23 protein-coding genes are annotated in these 17994 nt (G+C 71.3%); 19 read left to right on the top strand and 4 right to left on the bottom strand.

Annotated elements, in window-relative coordinates; genetic code table 11:
• The first annotated feature begins 167 nt into the window (after nucleotides 1-167).
• The 11 genes from AB0D10_RS38155 to AB0D10_RS38105 all read left to right on the top strand — a co-directional run bounded on the left by AB0D10_RS38155 (nucleotide 168) and on the right by AB0D10_RS38105 (nucleotide 8281).
• Nucleotides 168-1544, top strand: a complete 1377-nt coding sequence (locus AB0D10_RS38155; RefSeq protein WP_360265000.1) for a sporulation protein — start codon at nucleotides 168-170, stop codon at nucleotides 1542-1544.
• Between the two features lie 277 nt (nucleotides 1545-1821).
• Nucleotides 1822-2028, top strand: a complete 207-nt coding sequence (locus AB0D10_RS38150) for a hypothetical protein (protein WP_360264998.1) — start codon at nucleotides 1822-1824, stop codon at nucleotides 2026-2028.
• Nucleotides 2009-2245 carry a hypothetical protein gene (locus AB0D10_RS38145; protein ID WP_360264996.1) on the top strand — a complete coding sequence of 79 codons (237 nt, stop codon included), beginning with the start codon at nucleotides 2009-2011 and terminating at the stop codon, nucleotides 2243-2245. The genes AB0D10_RS38150 and AB0D10_RS38145 overlap by 20 nt, the downstream gene beginning before the upstream one ends.
• Nucleotides 2246-2375: 130 nt before the next feature.
• Nucleotides 2376-2780, top strand: a complete 405-nt coding sequence (locus AB0D10_RS38140; RefSeq protein WP_360264994.1) for a hypothetical protein — start codon at nucleotides 2376-2378, stop codon at nucleotides 2778-2780.
• Between the two features lie 23 nt (nucleotides 2781-2803).
• Complete coding sequence (locus AB0D10_RS38135; protein ID WP_360264991.1) at nucleotides 2804-3211, top strand: hypothetical protein; 408 nt, start codon at nucleotides 2804-2806, stop codon at nucleotides 3209-3211.
• A 1-nt stretch (nucleotide 3212) separates the two neighbouring features.
• Nucleotides 3213-3536 carry a hypothetical protein gene (locus AB0D10_RS38130; RefSeq protein ID WP_360264988.1) on the top strand — a complete coding sequence of 108 codons (324 nt, stop codon included), beginning with the start codon at nucleotides 3213-3215 and terminating at the stop codon, nucleotides 3534-3536.
• A 119-nt stretch (nucleotides 3537-3655) separates the two neighbouring features.
• Nucleotides 3656-4159, top strand: coding sequence for an ATP-binding protein (locus tag AB0D10_RS38125; protein ID WP_360264986.1), 504 nt, complete (start codon nucleotides 3656-3658; stop codon nucleotides 4157-4159).
• 14 nt (nucleotides 4160-4173) lie between these two features.
• Nucleotides 4174-4377 carry a hypothetical protein gene (locus AB0D10_RS38120; RefSeq protein ID WP_360265089.1) on the top strand — a complete coding sequence of 68 codons (204 nt, stop codon included), beginning with the start codon at nucleotides 4174-4176 and terminating at the stop codon, nucleotides 4375-4377.
• A gap of 116 nt (nucleotides 4378-4493) precedes the next feature.
• On the top strand, nucleotides 4494-5627 hold the full coding sequence (locus AB0D10_RS38115) for a site-specific integrase (protein ID WP_360264983.1): 1134 nt from the start codon (nucleotides 4494-4496) through the stop codon (nucleotides 5625-5627).
• The gene (locus AB0D10_RS38110; protein WP_360264981.1) at nucleotides 5624-5968 is read left to right on the top strand and encodes a helix-turn-helix transcriptional regulator; all 345 of its coding nucleotides are present in this window, start codon (nucleotides 5624-5626) and stop codon (nucleotides 5966-5968) included. Before AB0D10_RS38115 ends, AB0D10_RS38110 begins: the two co-directional genes overlap by 4 nt.
• A gap of 477 nt (nucleotides 5969-6445) precedes the next feature.
• Nucleotides 6446-8281 (top strand): hypothetical protein, encoded by a 1836-nt coding sequence (locus tag AB0D10_RS38105; RefSeq protein WP_360264978.1) that lies wholly within the window; start codon nucleotides 6446-6448, stop codon nucleotides 8279-8281.
• Nucleotides 8282-8312: 31 nt separating this feature from the next.
• On the opposite strand, the gene AB0D10_RS38100 is transcribed toward AB0D10_RS38105, so the two are convergent.
• Nucleotides 8313-9122 carry a leucine-rich repeat domain-containing protein gene (locus AB0D10_RS38100; RefSeq protein ID WP_360264975.1) on the bottom strand — a complete coding sequence of 270 codons (810 nt, stop codon included), beginning with the start codon at nucleotides 9120-9122 and terminating at the stop codon, nucleotides 8313-8315.
• Between AB0D10_RS38100 and AB0D10_RS38095 the strand changes: the two genes are divergently transcribed.
• From AB0D10_RS38095 to AB0D10_RS38070, 6 genes are all read left to right on the top strand, one after another.
• Nucleotides 9071-9547 carry an RRQRL motif-containing zinc-binding protein gene (locus tag AB0D10_RS38095; protein WP_360264972.1) on the top strand — a complete coding sequence of 159 codons (477 nt, stop codon included), beginning with the start codon at nucleotides 9071-9073 and terminating at the stop codon, nucleotides 9545-9547. The genes AB0D10_RS38100 and AB0D10_RS38095 overlap by 52 nt on opposite strands.
• 130 nt (nucleotides 9548-9677) lie before the next feature.
• Nucleotides 9678-10244 (top strand): hypothetical protein, encoded by a 567-nt coding sequence (locus tag AB0D10_RS38090; RefSeq protein WP_360264969.1) that lies wholly within the window; start codon nucleotides 9678-9680, stop codon nucleotides 10242-10244.
• A 6-nt stretch (nucleotides 10245-10250) separates the two neighbouring features.
• Nucleotides 10251-10430 (top strand): hypothetical protein, encoded by a 180-nt coding sequence (locus AB0D10_RS38085; protein WP_360264967.1) that lies wholly within the window; start codon nucleotides 10251-10253, stop codon nucleotides 10428-10430.
• The gene (locus tag AB0D10_RS38080; protein WP_360264965.1) at nucleotides 10427-10651 is read left to right on the top strand and encodes a hypothetical protein; all 225 of its coding nucleotides are present in this window, start codon (nucleotides 10427-10429) and stop codon (nucleotides 10649-10651) included. Before AB0D10_RS38085 ends, AB0D10_RS38080 begins: the two co-directional genes overlap by 4 nt.
• 68 nt (nucleotides 10652-10719) lie before the next feature.
• Nucleotides 10720-10923 carry a hypothetical protein gene (locus AB0D10_RS38075; protein WP_360264962.1) on the top strand — a complete coding sequence of 68 codons (204 nt, stop codon included), beginning with the start codon at nucleotides 10720-10722 and terminating at the stop codon, nucleotides 10921-10923.
• 9 nt (nucleotides 10924-10932) lie between these two features.
• Complete coding sequence (locus AB0D10_RS38070; protein ID WP_360264959.1) at nucleotides 10933-11781, top strand: ASCH domain-containing protein; 849 nt, start codon at nucleotides 10933-10935, stop codon at nucleotides 11779-11781.
• A gap of 66 nt (nucleotides 11782-11847) precedes the next feature.
• On the opposite strand, the gene AB0D10_RS38065 is transcribed toward AB0D10_RS38070, so the two are convergent.
• Both AB0D10_RS38065 and AB0D10_RS38060 read right to left on the bottom strand, forming a co-directional pair.
• Entirely contained in the window at nucleotides 11848-12609 is a 762-nt protein-coding gene (locus tag AB0D10_RS38065) for a hypothetical protein (protein WP_360264956.1), read from the bottom strand.
• Nucleotides 12610-12665: 56 nt separating this feature from the next.
• The gene (locus tag AB0D10_RS38060; protein ID WP_360264953.1) at nucleotides 12666-13466 is read right to left on the bottom strand and encodes a ParA family protein; all 801 of its coding nucleotides are present in this window, start codon (nucleotides 13464-13466) and stop codon (nucleotides 12666-12668) included.
• 269 nt (nucleotides 13467-13735) lie between these two features.
• Here AB0D10_RS38060 and AB0D10_RS38055 point away from each other — a divergent pair, with 269 nt between their 5' ends.
• Both AB0D10_RS38055 and AB0D10_RS38050 read left to right on the top strand, forming a co-directional pair.
• Nucleotides 13736-14158 (top strand): hypothetical protein, encoded by a 423-nt coding sequence (locus AB0D10_RS38055; RefSeq protein WP_360264950.1) that lies wholly within the window; start codon nucleotides 13736-13738, stop codon nucleotides 14156-14158.
• A gap of 54 nt (nucleotides 14159-14212) precedes the next feature.
• Nucleotides 14213-14656, top strand: coding sequence for a hypothetical protein (locus AB0D10_RS38050; protein ID WP_360264947.1), 444 nt, complete (start codon nucleotides 14213-14215; stop codon nucleotides 14654-14656).
• A 130-nt stretch (nucleotides 14657-14786) separates the two neighbouring features.
• On the opposite strand, the gene AB0D10_RS38045 is transcribed toward AB0D10_RS38050, so the two are convergent.
• The gene (locus tag AB0D10_RS38045; RefSeq protein ID WP_360264944.1) at nucleotides 14787-17360 is read right to left on the bottom strand and encodes a Helicase associated domain protein; all 2574 of its coding nucleotides are present in this window, start codon (nucleotides 17358-17360) and stop codon (nucleotides 14787-14789) included.
• Nucleotides 17361-17994 lie beyond the last annotated feature (634 nt).

Below are 17994 nucleotides of genomic sequence, written 5' to 3'. Positions count from 1 at the left end.
CCTCCCAGCGGTGTCCAAGGGAGGGCTCACGATGGGGGCTCACAATCACGAAACCCCGTTCACAGGGCCGGGGTCGGGGATACGCTCAGGGGCCCGGGAGAGCGGCCGCGGGGAACGAGAGCCGCCCCGGAGCCCATTGGTCCGATCGGACACCCAAAGGGGTCGCTATGGCGCCACGCCGGGAACCGAACCACCGCCTCGCCCGGCTCATCGAGGAGAGCAAGGCCAGCAACGCCGCCCTCGCGCACCGCGTCAACGAACTCGCCGCCCGCGCCGGCGTCAACCGCGCGTACACGCATACCTCGATCAGGAACTGGACCGTCCGCGCGATGGTCCCGGACGCGCCCGCACCTGCGCTTCTAGCCCTCGCGCTCAGCGAACGGCTCGGCCGGACGGTGTCACTCTCGGAGATGGGCATGGCCGACACGCCCACGCCCACCGTCGAGACCGGCTTGAATTTCCACAGAGACCCCGATCAGGCCCTCAACCTCGCGGCCGAGTATTGGAGCACTGTGGACCGCCGGAGCTTCGTCAAGGCCAGCCCCTTCGCCCTCACCGCCTACGGCCCCGCGGCCATGCGCTGGATGGCCGTCCCCGCCGACCCGCCCCACGCCCGCGTCGCCGGCGCGCGCGTCGGCCGCGCCGACATCCTCGAACTGCGCGCCGCCGCCGACGAAGCCCGCCGCTGGGACTCCAAGTTCGGCGGCGGCAACTGGCGCGCCTCCATGGTCACCGACTGCCTCACCCAGCGCGCCGCCCCACTGCTGCGCGGCACCTTCACCGACAAGGTCGGCTCCGAGCTCTTCGCCGCCACCGCCGAACTCGCCCGCGTCGCAGCCTGGCACGACGTCGACATGGGCAACCACGCCAGCGCCCAGGCCCACTTCGTCCAGGCTCTGCGCCTCGCCCGGGCCTCCGGCGACCGGGCCGTCGGCTCGTACGTGCTCGCCACCATGGCCCTGCACGTCTACCTGTGCGGCTTCCCGCACGAGGCCGTCGACATGGCCGAAGGCGCCTATGAGCGCGCCAAGGACCACGACGCTCCCGCCCGGGTGCTCGCTTTCGCGCAGCTCGCCAAGGCCCGGGCCCATGGCCTCGCCGGCGACGCCCGCGCCGCGGCCGCCGCCCTCAGCCTCTGCGAGCACCTGGTCGACGCCGCCGACACCGACGAGCGCGACCCCGACTGGCTGGCCTACCTGACCCGCGCCCGCGTCGCCGCCGACGCCGCCGAGATCTACCGCGACCTCAAGCTCCCCGCCGAGGCGCTGCTCTGGAACCAGCAGGCCACCGCCATGCCCGCCGCCGACTTCAGCCGCGCCGTCGGCATCCGCCAGACCGTCATCGCCACCGCCCACCTCCAGCAGCGCAACCTCGAACCCGGCCTCGAATCCGGCGAGCGGGCACTCACCATCCTCAGCACCGTCCGCTCCAACCGCAGCCGCAGCTACCTGCGCACCCTCACCACCGCGCTCAACCCCTGGCGCACCGAACCCAACGTCGCCGACTTTCTCCACCGCGCCGACCACGTTCTCACTGCCAGCTGAGGAGCGGCACACACACCGGTGTTGCTCACGGTCGAGCCATTTGCGCTGATCGTGTGCTGCCGCTGACCGGCACCGCCACTCACGGGATGCCGGTGGCTACCGGCTGGGCCTGAGCGCGGACGCGTGCAGCTCCAGGCCGAGCATGCATGCCGCTGGCCTGAGAAGCGATTCCCAAAGGGGACGTAGCTTCAAGTTTTCGCTGTTCAGGCATGTAGTCGTCGCCGGGTAGGCAGGCTGGATCCGCTGTGTTCACGCTCGCTGTGTGCGGAGGTGGCGAATGCCGTCGGTGCTGGGGCTGCTGGAGGAACGCGAAGGGGCCGCGCTGGCCCGGGTGGAGGAGCTGCGCGCCGAGCTGGAGCGGGTCCGGGCGGCGGTGCTGGAGGCGGAGGAGGCGGCGCGGCGCGCGGCCGTCGCCCCGCACCGCGAACCGCCCACCGACCCCGTTCCCGAAAGGATCGAGCCCCTTGATCGCCGTAAACCGTGACGACAAGATCGCCGCTCTGCGCAAGGCCCCCCGCTCCCTCAGCGAGGAACTCGCCAACGTGCCCGCGGGCTCCGCGTCCCACGCCCAGTTGCTCGGCGAGTGCGAGGCCATCACCGCCGAGATCGAACAGCTCAAGGCTTGCGTCAACATCCCGTCGAACGCGCTGCTCACCCTCCTCGCCCTCGCGGCCGTCGCGGTCCTGGCTCTCATCAGCTGACGACCCGGTCGACCGGCCTCGCCCCCGGCCCGTACCGCCCGCCTGGCACCCAGCCCGGCGGGCGGCGCGCACCCCGGGGACAGGGGCCGGCCGCCCGGCCGACACCGCCACCTCGCCGAGGAGAACGCGCATGACCCAGGCCGATCTCGTCTACGCCGCCACCCTGAACCTGCTCGGTTCCGACCCCGCCCTGCCGCCCGCCCTCGAAGCGTCCGTCACGGTCCTGCGTGACCTCGCCGCCACCTCCCACACACCGCCCGCCCCCATCCGCCGCTCCCCCGCCCAGCGGCTGCGCGCCCGCCTGTCCAGGGCGCCCCGCCACCTGCGCATCGGCCGCTGGGAGGTGATGGCCGGCCCGTACGACCTCTTCGTCGAGCACCACCCCAAGCCCGGCTGCACCGACTGCCAGGACCACCGCGGCTGGTACCGCAAAGACGGCTGGGAGTTCTGCGACTGCATGACCGGCTTCTCGTCCTGGCGCCTGCCCTGGCGCCCCGGCCCGGCCCGCTTCTACAGCGACGAACCGCCGTTCTAACCGACCACCGAAGGGACCTCACGATGACCACCACCCAGACCACCTGGCCCGACGACGTCCTCGCCCGCTACCTCACCGCCGGCAAGGCCACCGTCGACATCACCACCGACACCACCACCAGCGGCCGCTGCGAGACCGGCAGCTGCACCCGCCCCTGGGACGCCCTGGACGGCCACCCCACGTTCGAGATCACCCTCGGCGCCTCCTGCACCGGCACCGGCTGCCGACCCCTACGGCCCCACCGACAACCTCGACACGTGCACCCAGCGCAAGGCCGCCGACCTCGCCCTCTTCGGCATCCCGCGCCGGCTGCGCACCTGGGCCCAGGACCACGCCCAGCACTGCCGCGCGATGCCGCACCCCACCGCCTGACCGCCCGCCCGACCCGGCACGCCCGAACCGCAGACGACCCTGCACCGGAAGGAACCTGAGATGACCACCACCGCCACCGCCGGTACCACCCGGGCCACCGACTGGCCCGCGAACGTCCTCACCCGCTACGTGAACCTCGGCGGAGCCCATGTCGACCTCATCACCCGGCGCTTTGCCACCCGCTACACCTGGCAGGGCCGCCCCTACGTCGGCGACGAGGCCCGCGAGGTCGACGGCTTCGTCTGGGAGTGCCGGGGCTGCGACACCCGCGGCGGCTACGGATACGACCGCGAGCCCTACCTCCCCAACGAACGCGGCGAGGCGACCGCCGCCGCCAACGACCACGCCAGCGCGTGCCGGGCGATCCCCCGTCCCACCCGCTGACGGTCCATCGACCGGCCCCGCCCCCCACCGCCCGCCCGGCACCCAGCCCGGCGGGCGGCGCGCATCCCGGGGACAGGGACCGGCCGCCCGGCCGACACCACCAACCGCGGAAGGACCCCGTGACCCTCACCTTCGAACCGGGCTCGCTCGTCGTCCTGGTCGGCGGATCCGGCGCCGGCAAGACCCGCTTCGCCACCCGCCGCTGGCCCGCCACCTGGCGCCTGAGCCTGGACGACGTCCGCGCGATGGCCACCGACGACGAAGCCGACCAGTCCGCGACCCCGGTCGCCGACCAGGTCCAGACGCTGCTGCTGGACGCGCGGCTCTCCCGCAACCTGACCACCGTGGTCGACAGCACGGCGCTCCTGCCTCACGTCAGGGCCGGCCTTCTCGCCCGCGCCCGCTACTGGCAGCGCCCGGCTTGCGCGGTGCTCTTCGACGTCTCCCTCGACCGCCGCCGCGCCCAGAACGCCAGCAGGGAGCGCGTCGTCCCCGACCACGTCCTGGTCGACCAGGAACGCCTGATCCCGACCGCCGAGCAGCTACTCCGTGAGGGCTTCGCCCACGTCGACCACGTCAGGGCCACCGACCCGGCCTGCCTCGAACCCGCCCGCATCCGCTGACCCCGGAGGAGCCCGTGCGCGCATCCGACCTCGACCCCACCGGCGAGCTCCACGCCGGCCTCCCCACCTACCCCTGGCGCTGGGCCCCCTCCCCCGACCTGATGACCCGCCGCCAGCTGCGCGCCGTCGGCCTAAGTGGAGTCCGTGCGGGTTCGTCGGTGGTGCCGGAAGTGAGGATCGGCGCATGTCAGCAGGTCAGGGGTGCCGGCCTTCCGTGAAACAGGCCGTGGAGGATTCTGCGGGCTACTGCGGAAATCCAGGAGTAAAACCTGTATTATAGGTGATTGTGTCAGATTCTGAGACTCGCATACTCACGCTAGTCCCTCGCGAAGAGGTGCCGGAAGATCGCCGTCCGGCACTCATCGAGACGGGACTGGCGGATGTCGTCACGCTTCAGCGGCGGCGCGAGGCCCGGCTGTCCGCCGAGGACGAGGAGAGCTTCTTCGTGGAGACGCTCTCCGAGTACCAATGGGCCCGTGACGCGGCGGGCCTCGCGCCGACAACGCTCGACAAGATCGTCAAGCCGGTGATCGAGATCTGCGACTTCTACGGTGTGGTGCCTTGGCGGCTGACGCCGCGTGAGGTGGACCGCTACTTCGCCGGTCCCGGCAAGCGTGGGCACTCGACCACCCGCACCAAGATCAACAGGATCGACGGCTACTTCGCGTTCCTCGAACAGCGCTATGCCGGTGAGATCCTCCGCCGCTTCGGAGCGGCGGTCGAGTCTCCGATCGATCCGTTCAACCGGCCTCGTCATCGAGGCGACTTCGGACTGCGGATCCCGCCGTCCCAGCAGGCGATGAAGGAGTTCTTCGCCCGCTGGCGAGCGGATCTGCCGCAGGCCCGCAAGCCCATGGTGGCCTGCCGGGACTACGTCATGGCGAAGCTGGCGTACCTGTCGGGTGTGCGGGTCACCGAGCTGTGCGGGGTCCAGACCGGGGACGTCCACTGGGAGCTGGGCCAATGGGGGCGCTTCATCGTCAGTGGCAAAGGGGCGCGCGGATCGGGGCCCCGGCAGCGCCAGGCCTACATGTTCCAGGAGGGCCGGGACCTGCTGTGGTGGTACGTCGAGGAGGTCCGTGGCCAGTTCCGGGACGACCCTCAGCACCCCAGTGCTCCGCTCTTCCCGTCCGAGCGGCTGCCGACGGCGGTGGCCGCGTTGAACCTGCCGATCGCGCCGGCCCTCGACCCGTCGACGTTCCGACGGGTGCTGAAGACGGCGTCCGCCGCCTACCTGAGCGGGCCGGTCACGCACCTGCACCCGCACCTGCTGCGTCATGCCTGTGCGACCCATAACTATGAACGCGGAATGACCTTGTGGGAGGTCCAGAAGCTCCTGGGCCACGACTGGGCGACTACGACGGTCCGGTACATGGCGTCCGTCCACGCGGAGCCGGAACATGCCAATCTGGCCGCCAGTGCTCGGGCGGCGGAGCGTCTCGTCATGGACAAGGGGAACCTGCGGTGAAGTGGAATCTGCGCTGGGCGGCGGCCCGACGTGACATCTGGCGGCCGACTGACCTGCTGGCAGCTTTCAAGGAGGTCGGATTCACCCCCTCGTTGAGCAAGGTGTCGGCGATGTGGGGCTCCCAGCCGGTCACGGTCCGCCTCGACGACCTCGACAAGATCTGCGCGGCGTTGCACTGCACGGTCGCGGACCTGCTGGAAGCCGAGCCGGTCGAGGCCCAGGAGCGGGCCGGCCAGGACCTGCCGGCGGCGGTCGGGGAATCCGGGCCGGGCCGGAGCCCGGCCCGGCCGACACCGCGTCAGCACAACGGCGACAACCTGCGCTCCCTGCCGCCGAACTGACCTGTGAGGACGTCGCCGCGCCCCCGTCAGTGCCCGGAGTGCCTGGACTGGGGAACCAACGAACGCCACTGCGGCGCCTGCAAGCGGTGGAGGCAGCTCCAGCCCGCCGAGGGCGCTTGCAGGCGCTGTCGGCGGCTTGCCAGGGTCAGTGGTGCCGAGCGCGTCTGCCGCCCCTGCTTACGGGCGGTCCGCAGCGAAAGGGACGCCGACTGGCTCGAAGATCCCGACGGGAGCCGGCCGCGGGATGTCCAGCTGGCCCTCATCCTCCCTGGTCTCGCGCACCACCATGCCCAGCCGCTGATGCGCAAAGGGTCGGATGAACGGGAGTGGTCGCGCATAGCCCAGCGAATGCGCGGCAGCGGCCAGGAGCGCGACGACCCGGCTGTCTGCCCGCCGGCGGTGTCCGGGCAGATGCTCTTGATCAAACCGAGGCGGACATTGCGGCCGACCACGGAGCAACGCATCCGGGACCGCCGCATGCCGGACCGTGAGCTGGTCGAGTCCGTCGTCGCCGACCGGGCGGCACGCCAGGGGCGTGACGGGTTCTGGCGGCGGCGGGTCGCCGAGATGTCCCGTCTGCTGCTGGCGGTCCGCGCGGCGGACGGCGGCGGCCTCATCCCCGTCGAAGCGCTGCAGGACCTGCCCTGCTTGCGGTCGGCTGTCGGGCAGGTCCTGCAGCAGGCCGGGCTGCTGGACGCGCCCGCCGGCTGGACCCCCTCACCGACGCTCAGGGGTGTCCGGCAGCCCCGGCCGCGCAGTTGCCTGCATTGCCAGGCCTGGGGTTTTGGAGTTCGCTGCCCTGGCTGCCGGGGCCGCAGAGACAACCAGGACAACTTCGAACTCGGCGCCTGCACCCGCTGCCGCTGCGAAGACGTCCTGCTGCAAGACGGCCTGTGTCGCGGCTGCAGTCTGGACATCAGCCTGCACGGGATCGAAGTTCGGGAGCAGACCTGGCGCCAGCTCATGCTCGGCGCTCCCTTCACCTTCAACACGACCGTCCGTCACGCCTACGTCCGTCACGAGCCGGGCTCGCCCGCTCGTCAGTCGCACTGGATCCCGCCGCCACCGCCGCGGGCCGTCTCCGAACACCGCCTGGCCCCGGGCCAGGAACCGCTGTTCGCGATGCGCCGGGACTGGAGAAGGGTCGGAGCTCTCCCCCTGGCGGAGCTGCCGGGCCTGACTGCCGGGGACGACGAACTGCTTGCCGAGCTCCAAGCCGAGATGGACAGACATCAGTGGAGTGAGTCACCGCGAACCTACTGCCTGCGAAATCTCAGGGTTCTCGCCGCCTGGGTGGGCACCGAGGCGCCGATCCCGGAGGAGGACATCCACGCCCTGGCCGCCGATGCCCCGCGCGGGCCGGGACGACGCCTCGCCCAGTTCCTGTCCGGCAAGGGACTGCTCGTCCCGGCGCCCCGACAAGACGTCGACCGGCTCCAGGTCGAGAGGCTCCTCGCCGAGCACACCGGGCAGATCGCCGATGAGCTCCGCGTCTGGGTGACCGTGCTCCGCGGTGGTGGTCGCTGGCAGCATCCGGCGACCACCTGGAGGGCGATCCGCCGCTACCTGGCCTACCTGCGGCCGGTTCTGGCCGGCTGGTCGGCCTCCGGCATATCGACGTTGCGCGAGATCAGCCGGGACGACATGCGCGCGGTTCTCGACGCCCACGAAGGCCGCGCCGCGGAAGCGGTCCATGTCGCCTCGCGCAGCCTTTTCCGCGCGCTGAAGCAAGAACGGGTGGTCTTCACGGACCCGACTCGCGGCCTCACCGTGGCCACGGTCAAAAGGGTGCCCCGAGGGATCCCGTCCGACCTGCTCAAGGGAGTTATCGACCGGACGCCCAGCCCGGCCGGCAAGCTCGTCGTCGCCCTGGTGGCCGTCCACGCACTGAGCCCGAGCGAGATCACCCGGCTCATGACCAGCAGCCTCGACCTCCCCAAGGGCCGCCTCACCGTTCGGCGCCCCGGCACCCGCCACCTCATCTACCTCGACGAGATCACCCACCAGCTGGCCGCCGACTGGCTGCGAGAACGGCACCAACGGTGGCCGTTCTCCAGCAACCCGCATCTGATCGTCAACCAGATCAACGCCATGGACGCCAACGGCCCGGCGACCTCCCGCAGCACGATCAAGAACATCTTCAGCCGGCTCGGACTTAACCCCCAGCAGACCCGGATCGACAGGATCTTCCACGAGGCACAGCTCACCGCCGACCCAGTCCATCTCATCCGGCTCTTCGGGATCAGCGAGGTCACCGCAGTGAGATACGTCCATGCCGCCCACCCCGAGCGCACCGGGAAGCCGTTGCGCTGAGCAGCGACCCGGTGTCGCCGCGGTCAGGTGGTCAGTCCCAGTCGGACGCCGGCTGGTCGATGTTGCCGCCCGTGTGCGGGAACTGCACGTAGTCCTCGGCTCCTTGGGGAAGGGCGTCTACGCAGGTCGCCGAGCAGGCGTTGACCAGGAGGGGCAGGACATCGGTGGCTACTCGCAGAGAGATCCACACTTGATGGAGGCCATGCTGCTTGATCGACCGGTCGCAGACGCTGCAGCTGCGGATGGCCGCTGTCCCCCAGCGGCCGGCATCGAGCGCTGTCAGGTCAAGGTCCGCGACAGAGTCCTGAGGCGGCTGGAGACGGGGGAAGGGGGGACGGAGCTTGTAGTTCCCGAACAGGGCGCGTGTGCTCACTGTGCTTCGGGCCAGCTTGGAGCATCGGGTGATCTCGTAGGGGAACCAGTGCAGCCGGTATGAGGTGTACGGGGTGAACTCCTCCAAGCTGGTCATCGCCCCGATCTCGGGCGGGATCCGGACCAGGTTGCTGCCGTAGAGCACGAAGCGCCTGACTGCGGTCAACTTGGCGATGCTCGGTGGCAAGGTCACGATCTGCCGCCGTTCTACTGGGCTGAGCTCAACCAGGGGACGGAACTCCTCCCGTCCGTCGGTCGCGGCCTCGTCAACCAGCTCCAGCAGTCGCTGCCATCCAGGGGCCGAAGTGTCCTGAGACTCGGCGTGGAAGCCGACGCGCGCTCGCGGATGCGGCCTGGCCTGGTCGAAGCATCCGCACTCATCCCGATAGGACTCGCCGCCAACCGACGCCGGGTCCGATGTGTCGCCCCACCGGTTCACAAAGAGCTTCGGTTCTACCTCATTCGCCATGGGGCCAAGATACGGATCTTCATCGGAGCGACCCAGCGGTTAATCCAGGTCGAACCCGTCTGCAAGGCAACTTTCAACGGAGGCAGGCACACGGGTTCGCCAGCTCACGGCTCCCGGAATCCGCGAACCCGCCCTCTTTCCGGCCCGGCGGCCAGGAGCCGGCCGCGCAGGTGGTCTGCCGGGGCGGCCTCCGGTTCGGGTACTTGTACCGCCGCTCCCTGGCCCTGCCGGTGCGGCCCATGACCCCGGCCCGCTGGCGCTCCCACCAGCGCATGATGCTCGCCCGCCGCACCTGCCCGCTGTGCCGCGCCGTCGCCGAGCACTGCATCCCGACCTCGCTCGGCTGCTGCCTCGAGTGCGCCGACGGCCTCGCCCTGGCCGAGCTCGAACAGCTCCTGGCCCTCGCCCGCGCCGTCCCGGCCTGACCCGTCGAGCGGACCGCCGCCGCCGGCCCCGGACCCCGACCGCACCCAGCGGCCGACACCGCCGGGACCGGCGCGGCTGCCCGGTCACCCCGACCCCGCAGACCCCGCACCCCACCGAAAGGCACCACCCGTGTCCGTCGACAACCCCCGCATCCCCGCCGTCAACGCCGCCCTGGAGAAGCTCCTCGCCGACCTCACCCCCGACCCCTTCGACGGCCGGCTGCGCCGCGACGACGCCTACACCGTCGTCCTCGCCGCGCTCGACCACCTGGAGGCCCTCGGCCAGCGCCGCACCACCGTCGGCGAGCTGTACATCTGGTCGCGCGTCATCCCCGGCGGCGAGATGCTCGGCGGCCACGACCGCCTGATGACGCTCCTGGAACAGGCCGCCGACCACGGCCGCATCCGCCTCGACCACGGCCAGGTCCACATCGGCGACGCCCCGACCGGCGGCGGACCCGGCCACATCTGGATGCGCCAGCTCACCAAGGGCGGCGCCCACGTCGAGCTGATCGGCGACCAGCCCTGGCCCCTCGGCACCGACGCCCACCACGAGGCGCCGGCCTGGTGGCACTGCACCGGCTGCCGCGAGAACCGCGGCCAGGCGGAGGCCATGTACGTCTACGCGGTTCGCCAGGAGGTCGCCGACCACGCGGCCAAGTGCCCCTTCCTGCCGCCGCTGCCCGACGCGAGCTGACCCGCCGTGACCTTCCCGCCCTCATACCCGCGCCGCGGCCTGCTCGCCGCCCTGCGCGACCTGCTCACCGGGCGGCCCGGCCGACTGGAGCCGACCACCCCGACGACCCCGGACCCGGACGACTGGGGCGACGACCCCACCGGCGCCTGGTCCCCCGAACCGCCCACCGACCGGAGCAGCCCGTGATCCACGCCCCGGACCCGGCGATCGACCGCGAGCTCCAGGGCCACGCCCTGGACGCGCAGCAGCTCGCCGACGCCGCCCGGCACTACGCCGACGCTCTGAACCGCGGGGCGCGCACCGAGGACGCCGACCGCCTGGCCTCTCTCGCCGCCCGCCTCTCCCGGCAGGCCCACCGCATCGACGGCATGCGCGAGATCGCCCGCCGCACCCCGCCCACCGCCTGACCGACCCGCCGCCCAGGGGCCCGACCCGCAGACACCCGGCAGGCCGGGCCCCCGACCCGGAGGTCCCGATGACCCGCGCCGCACCCGGCCCGCACCCGCACCCGCTCACCCCGGCCGACCTGCCGCCCGGCACCGCCTGGTGGAGCTCCTGCCCCGACTGCCGCTCCCCGATCCAGGGCGGCCCGCTCGGGCTGCGTGCCCACCGCCGCACCGCCCACCGCCCCGACCCCAGCGATCGGCGCATCCCGATCACCATCCGCCCCTACACCTAGGAGACCTTGTTGACCGTCGTCCCGCTCACCCCCGACTCCCCTGCCAGCCACGCCGTGGGCGTGGACTTCGACCTCACGGTCGTCGCGCACCAAAACGGCTGGCAGGACGGGCGCATCTACGGCGACCCGATCCCCGGCGCCCTCGAAGCCGTCCGGCGGCTGATGGCGTGCCGGTCCGTTTTTTGCGTCACCGCCCGCCACCGTCGTTACCACCCCGCCGTGGCGGCCTGGTTCAACCGCCATGGCATCCCCGCGGTCGTCGACCAAGACCCCGACCGCGCCTACTGGCTCGGCGACGGCGGCCGGCTCCTCGTCACCAACAAGAAGTTGGGCGCGGCCCTCTACATCGACGACCGCGCGCTCGCCTTCACCGGCGACTGGGGCGCCGCCCTTCCCGAAGCGCTGCGCCGCATCGGCGAGGGCACCGACCCGGCGGCGCAGCCCGCCGCCGACCTCCCCGCGCTGACGATCCGCCAGCCCTGGCTGGCCGCGATCCTCGCCGGAGACAAGACGACCGAGAACCGCTCCTGGCCGACCCGCCACCGCGGCCCGGTCGTCCTGCACGCCGCCCGCGCCATCGCCCGCGACGGCCAGACCGACCCGCACGTCCGCGCCGTCCTCGCCCGCCCCGGCGCCCCCGCGCTGACAACCGGGGCCCTGGTCGCCACCGCCCGCATCACCGACTGCCACCGCGACACCGGCTGCTGCCGCCCCTGGGGCCTGCCCGGCCTGTGGCACTGGACCCTCACCGACGTCCAGGCCCTCCCCGACCCGATCCCCGCCGCCGGCCGCCTCGGCCTCTGGCGACTCGACCCCGGCCAGCACGCCCTGCTCCACCGCAGCCAGGCCGCCGCCTGACCCGGCCGCCAACATGACGAAGCCCGCACCCCCGAGATGGGGGTGCGGGCTTCGTCGTTGCCGGGCCTACACGGAAGCCGGCTCCTTGTGCTCGGTCGCCTCCTGGAGCAGCAGTTCCAGAAGCTCGGACCGGTCCTCCCGCGTCATGTGCTCGCGCAGCAGTCCGTAGAGCGCCGCCGGGTCCTTCCACGGAATGGCGGGAGTCGCGGCCGACTGCTCCGTGCCGGCCTGGGGCGGAACGGCGGCCTTGCGTGCCGTGGGCTTCCTGGCAGGCTTCTCGGCCGCCAGAACGGTGTGGATCGTCTTCCGGGCCACCTTCGGGTCGAACGGTCCCGGCGGGAGATCCTTGACGGCCTGGACCGCCTGGCGCACCGTCGCGGAGGTCGGCTTGCCGTCGACCTCCAGCACGATCCCCCAGACCTGCTCCGCTGCTTCGACGCCGAGCTTCTCGGCTGCTGGAACGAGCTCCCAGGCGCTGCGGTAGGGGAGCGCCGGAGTCTTGGCTCCCGCGTCCTTGGCTCCCATGGGAGCCAAACCGTTCGATTTAGATTCGAACACGGCTTGAGCGACCGGCCACGACCGGATCAGCTTGTTCGCGTAGGCGCGCTTCATGCGCCAGCGCGCCTCGAGGTACGCCTCGAACGTGTCGTGCGTCGCCCGGTAGAGCCGCCCGTCACGGATGATCTGCAACGCCTTGCCGGCAGCCCAGTACGAGAGCTCCAGCATCTCGATCGCGGCCTCGGACTTGGCCAGCGACTCCCGCTCCGGCTCCGTCAGCGTGGGCAGCTCGGATACCTGGCGGAAGTGGTGAGGCAGGCTCTTCACCACGGCGGCCGTCGTCGTGACCGTCCACTTCTCGGTCGCCGCTCCGCGCTCGCGCCCCATCAGAGGGCCCGCTCGACAGCGAGGGCCAGCTTGTAGATGTCCTCGCGGGCCCGCAGGCTCGTCCCGTTCTCGGGGTACTGGATCACCGTCAGCCCGTCCTCTGCCGCGTTGCTGTGGACCTTGTACTTCCGCACCGGCCGGGGCGCTCGCGGGTAACCCCGCTCGTCACACCACTGCTCGGCCTTCTTCAAGTCCTTCTGGGTCTTGCCGTCGCTCCCGCTGTCCCACATGTTGATGACCACCATGAACGGGATGCCGCGGGGCTTGAGCACGTACTCGATCGTGTACTCCGCCGGGTCCTTGCTCAGGAACTCCGTCGTGATTGGCACGAGCGCCAGGTCCGCGTAGTCGAGCACCTCGCGCATCGCATCCCCAGCCCGACCAGCGCCCAGCGGGTCGCCATCCAGGTCCGCGTCCGGATCGGTGTCGATGAAGCCGGGGGTGTCCACCCAGATTCGCTTCACGGCCGGGTCCTTCACCAGCTCGGGGAGCGTACCGAGCCGACCCTTCGTGACGACGTAATCGAACGGCAGCAACTCGGCCGCCACCCGGCGCGCCCACTGCTCCATCGACCCCTGCGGGTCGACCCCCAGCGCTATCACCGGCGAGTCGCCCTCCGGGTCCGCCGGCGGGTTGGACTCCCCGGAGACCGCCGCCAGATTGACCGTCAACGTGCTCTTCCCAGCGCCACCCTTGCGTTGGATGACTACGACGACTCGCGCGCCGCCAGGCCGGACGTCGTCCGGTCGACGGGCCGCTCTTGCCGCGACCGCAGTCGCAGACTCAAGAGCAACACTCATGTGGTTCCTCCGTGTGCTTCGCCGCACGCACCGCGCGTCCGGCTACTCGGATCAAGCCGTCCAGTGCTTCCCCGACGCACGCGCCAGGTACTTGGACGCCACCACCCTGCCAGACGGCCCGACACCGAGGCGGAGGCGGGGCCGAATGTGACAAAACGTCATTCACCCAGGCCGCCCAGCCCTACCGTGGAAGGCTGACCCCGACCCGGCATACCGGCCTGCCACCACGGGCACGCTCCCCGCAGGCCCAGCAGCACAAGGAGGACCCGGTGGGGGCGAAGGAAGCCGCGCAGCAGGTCCTGAAAGTCCTGCTCGGCCAGGACACCCATCACGACCCCTACCTGGAGCTGCTGCGCCTGGGCGCCGCGAGCGAGCACATCGACTCCGAGGTGGTGGTCACCCTGATCGTGCCCGGCGGGCTCGTCACCGGCACGATCGTCCCCGCCGCGGTCTGGGAAGAGAAGTTCACCCGCGAGCTGGACGACCACGACCTGCGCCGGGCCGTCGGTACGGCCCGCGACCGGATCGAGGAGAACAGCGACAAGGGCCGGCGGTTGCAGCCGGACTCCCGCTTCCTCCACCTACGCGACGTCACCTACCGCGACGGCCGGGCCAGCCACACCCTGCCGACCTGGCGCGGCCCGGTCGCCGCAGTCAGCGGCTGGACCCTCGGCGAGCCCGAGAAGAGCTGACCGCTCACGCCGTTCCCGCCACCCTCATCCGCCGTGGTCGGTAGTGTGCGAGCCATGATGAAGAAGGCGGCCGACAGAGCCAGGGCCATTCGCCGCCGGCTGCGGATGACCTTCCGCCCGACGCCGCAGGAACTCGAGCGCTGGCGCGCCTTTCAGGCGGCCATGGTCGCCGCCGACCGTGCGATCGTCCACGCCCTGGAGAAGAGCGGAACGGCCGGGCTGAGGACGTTGTACGCCGCCGACGTGATCGAGGCCGGCAGACAGCTCGGGACCGACGTCGCCGAGTACAACGCCCACGCAGCGCTCTACCACCGGCTGGTGGCCCGAGGACTGGACCCCGCGGCACTGCCGCTGTGGGACTTCCACACCCCGACCCCGCTGCCCAAACAGGAAGTGCCCTGCGGCCAGTACGACCCGGGAATCCCCGGCCTGCCGTGGTGCCGACGCTGCGGATGGGACACCGGGGACCACGTACCCCAACCCACGCCCACTCGTTGAGCACACCGAGCGCGCGGCAGGGTAGAGAAGCCCGAAGGCCGCCACCCGCAGGTGACGGCCTCCAGTGCTTTCTCAGGGCCCCAGCAGCCTACCTGCGGGCAGCGGCACCCACCCCGGCCGGGACGGCCCGCTACGCCCACTCGACGCCGTGCTCGGCGAGCTGTGCGAGCTGGCCCGGCGTGAGCTTCGCCCGGCGTGCCTTCTGGTTGTTGAGCCAGGTGCCCAGGGCGAAGTGCGACACCACCACCTGCTCCTCGCCACCGGGGCCGGCCTCCACGGCCTCCACCGGCTCCTTGTGCGGGCGGGGCACCCGGGGATGCCGCTCCCGCTCCACGAACTGGGCGAGCGCGGCCAGACCCTGCTGGAACCGGTCGGTGCGGGACACCTTCGGCTTCGCCTCGGCGGCGGCCTTCGCGGCCACCAGCTCCTGGTCCTCCTCGATGCCGATCGCCGACAGCAGGTCCCGCTGGTCCTCCTCCAGGTCCGGCCAGCCGGCCCGCTGCGCCTGCACCCAGCGGCCGAGCTGCTCGCCCTCGAACACCGTGTCCAGGGGCAGCCGGGTCCAGTCGACCAGGCCGTCGGCCTCCAGCCACCACAGCCGGGCGGTCGCGTAGGCGCGCTGCCAGGTGATCGGCCAGGCCGGGCACCACCACGGGTCGATCTCCTCCAGCGCCCGCCGCCGCTCCGGCGACAGCGCCCCCGGCTCGCCCGCCGGAACCTGCGCCGCAGCCCGCAGCTCCGACAACCAGGTGCCGATCGCGTAGCCGCCGACCGACGCCCGTGCCGGCGCCGCAAGGCTCCCGCCGTGGCCCTTCGCCCAGACCCGCGCCCAGTCCAGCCCGGCCTCGAACCGGGCGTCGCTCACCGACCAGATCATGCCGAGCGCGTCCAGCATCTCCACCCGGTATGGCGCCAGCTCACCATTCGCATTTTCGCTGCGCCGGTCCGACAGCCACTTTCCGAGCGGGTAATTCCCGTTCTCCCCGACGAGCGCAGAATAAGGCACGTCAAGCCCGCCGGTCTCCTCGAACCAGCGCCGCGCGTGACCGATCCCCTCACGCCACAACTGCGTCTCACCCACCAGGACCCGCGAGGCGATGAACAGGGCGAGCACGTTCTCGTCCACCGGCGTCTGGAACCGCACCGGCAGCGTGAACGCCCCCGACCCGCCACCCCCACCGACCATGCCCTCACCAGGACCGGAAGCAGCCTCGGCGCTGCGCCCCTTGGTCCGCTTGCCGGACTTCTGCGGCACCGCCAGGGCCTCGACGACCTTGGCGTCGTGGCTGCGCAGCGCGGTCAGGATCTTGACCAGGGGACCGTAGGAATCGGACTCCAGAATGTCCCCGGGCTCCTCTCCGGGCTTGAGGAAAACCGGCACGATCAGGCTGGCGGTCTTTCCCTCACCGGGCTGCATGCGCAGGGCCCGGCCGATGGCCTGGACGATATCCACCATGCTGCCCCGGCCCTGGAGAAGTACCGAATCTGCATTCGGCATGTCGACGCCTTCGCCCAGGACTTTGCAGTTGCTGAAAATTCGGTGCTTGAGACCGTCGTCCTCCTCGTCCTTTCCGAAGTCCTCGATCAGCTCCTTGCGGTAGTCGACATCGTGCTCACCGGAGAGCCACTGCGCCCAGACCTCCGGCGGGTATTTCTGCGGGTTCTCGAAGTGCAGCTTCTCGGCAGTCTGATTCAGTGTCTCGGAGAAATAGCGGGCCTCGATCGTGCGGTTGTGGAAGGTGATGCACCGCTCCAACCCCCGCTCGACCACGGTCTTGGCCAGCCCGGCCTGGATGGCCGCGATCCGCGCGGCCGGCACCTCGTCCTCGCTGCCGTCCCGCGCCTCACCAACTCCCGGGCCCCACGGCACGCCCTGCGCCTCGGCCGCGGCCCGGTCGCCGAGCGGGTCGCGCAGCTCTAGGACCACGATCTCGAACGGGGCCAAGAGCTTGCGGTCGATGGCCTCCGCCAGGCCCAGGGAGTAGACGTGCGGCCCGAACACGCGCTGGTCGTCCATGGACACCGCCAGCTCCTCCGGCAGCGGCTGGTAGGCGCCCTCGCGGCCCTTCACGGGGCGCTTGGGCGGTGCCCAGATCCGCGGCGTCGCCGTCATGTAGAGCCGGCGGTCTGCGGGGATGGCGCTCTGGTCGTGCACCACGGTCCAGGTCTTCTCGACACTGCCGGAAGAGCGGTGCGCCTCGTCACAGACCATCAGGCCCAGCGGGGGCAGCAGCTCGCCCTGGCGCTCGGCCCAGTACTTGTAGGCGTCCTCGACCGCGCCCACCGACGTGTAGGTGGCGAACAGGGTGGCCGGCCGGCGATGCTTCGCGGCGTTCGCCAGCCACATGCCGATCATCAGCGGGCTGGTGCTCGCCATCACCCCGTACGGCAGCTCCGAGTCGACCAGGGAGCAGACGGCGTGCATGTCCCCGGAGCGCCCGGCCGCCCGCCAGGCGCCGACCGTCTGCACCAGCAGGTCCAGCGTCGGCACGACCACCAGCACCGTCCCGCGCGGGACGAGCTTCTGGCCGGCCGCAGCACCGACGTAGCTCTTGCCGGAGCCGGTGGCCATCTGCACCGTCACCCGCAGCCCGTTCGGAGCCGGGTGCCCCGGACGGGGCGTCAGGCCCCGCACAACGGCCTCCAGGGCCTCCTCCTGGTGCCCGCGCAGCGAGATGCCGGCAGCGGACTGAGCGGCCTTCAAGCCAGGCTTTACGACGTTCACGAAGACGTGTCTCCCCTCACCCATTCCCGGACCCACACCAGGGACCACGCGGGAAATGCTGACAGTGCCCTACTGATACATTCGACAGACCGGCCCGAGAATCGAGGCGACCGGAAATAGCGCGCGACAGAAGCGACCATCCGGAAGGGTATCAGTCCCAGGCGGCGAATTCCGGCGAACGCCCGAAAAGCACGGGTCCGGACCCCACTTCCGGCGAGATCATCTGACGCCACGAGACTGATACACTGGAGACCGTTGCTCACCCTCCGAGGGTAGCGCACCCCGACCCGCCGTAAGGTCGAAACAGCGGTCTAGACCATGGACTAGACCAATCTGGCGGAGTGAAGCCGACCCGCACGCCGCCCCCTTGGCGCCACCCCTCCCCTAGTCAGCCCGCCTTGAGTCCAGCCAAAATCCCAGTTCATCGATATGATGGAGCCTCAACCTCCGGAGGGAGCGGAGCGAAGCGGAGTGACCGACAGGCCCGAGCGAAGCCGGGCCGACCTGGCCGAAGGCCAGGTCACGGACACGCGGAGCGGGTCCGCCGGCCGTCCGAAGGACGGCCGCGAACGGAGGGGCGGAAGATCGGAAGGGCGGGGGGGGGGGGAAGAGT

Origin of the sequence: Kitasatospora sp. NPDC048545 (genome assembly GCF_040651155.1) — a bacterium.
Lineage (GTDB): Bacteria > Actinomycetota > Actinomycetes > Streptomycetales > Streptomycetaceae > Kitasatospora.
Note: the sequence above shows the minus strand (reverse complement) of the source record. Positions and strands in the feature narration are given on the sequence as shown.

Excerpts from the sequence above, each read along its gene's own strand:
- AB0D10_RS38150 (WP_360264998.1), top strand. The coding sequence starts at position 1,822 with ATGCCGTCGGTGCTGGGGCTGCTGGAGGAACGCGAAGGGGCCGCGCTG.
- AB0D10_RS38140 (WP_360264994.1), top strand. The coding sequence starts at position 2,376 with ATGACCCAGGCCGATCTCGTCTACGCCGCCACCCTGAACCTGCTCGGT.
- AB0D10_RS38130 (WP_360264988.1), top strand. The coding sequence starts at position 3,213 with ATGACCACCACCGCCACCGCCGGTACCACCCGGGCCACCGACTGGCCC.
- AB0D10_RS38100 (WP_360264975.1), bottom strand. The coding sequence starts at position 9,122 with ATGGCGAATGAGGTAGAACCGAAGCTCTTTGTGAACCGGTGGGGCGAC.
- AB0D10_RS38060 (WP_360264953.1), bottom strand. The coding sequence starts at position 13,466 with ATGAGTGTTGCTCTTGAGTCTGCGACTGCGGTCGCGGCAAGAGCGGCC.
- AB0D10_RS38075 (WP_360264962.1), top strand. The coding sequence starts at position 10,720 with ATGACCCGCGCCGCACCCGGCCCGCACCCGCACCCGCTCACCCCGGCC.
- AB0D10_RS38050 (WP_360264947.1), top strand. The coding sequence starts at position 14,213 with ATGATGAAGAAGGCGGCCGACAGAGCCAGGGCCATTCGCCGCCGGCTG.
- AB0D10_RS38095 (WP_360264972.1), top strand. The coding sequence starts at position 9,071 with ATGTGTCGCCCCACCGGTTCACAAAGAGCTTCGGTTCTACCTCATTCG.
- AB0D10_RS38135 (WP_360264991.1), top strand. The coding sequence starts at position 2,804 with ATGACCACCACCCAGACCACCTGGCCCGACGACGTCCTCGCCCGCTAC.
- AB0D10_RS38155 (WP_360265000.1), top strand. The coding sequence starts at position 168 with ATGGCGCCACGCCGGGAACCGAACCACCGCCTCGCCCGGCTCATCGAG.
- AB0D10_RS38105 (WP_360264978.1), top strand. The coding sequence starts at position 6,446 with ATGCCGGACCGTGAGCTGGTCGAGTCCGTCGTCGCCGACCGGGCGGCA.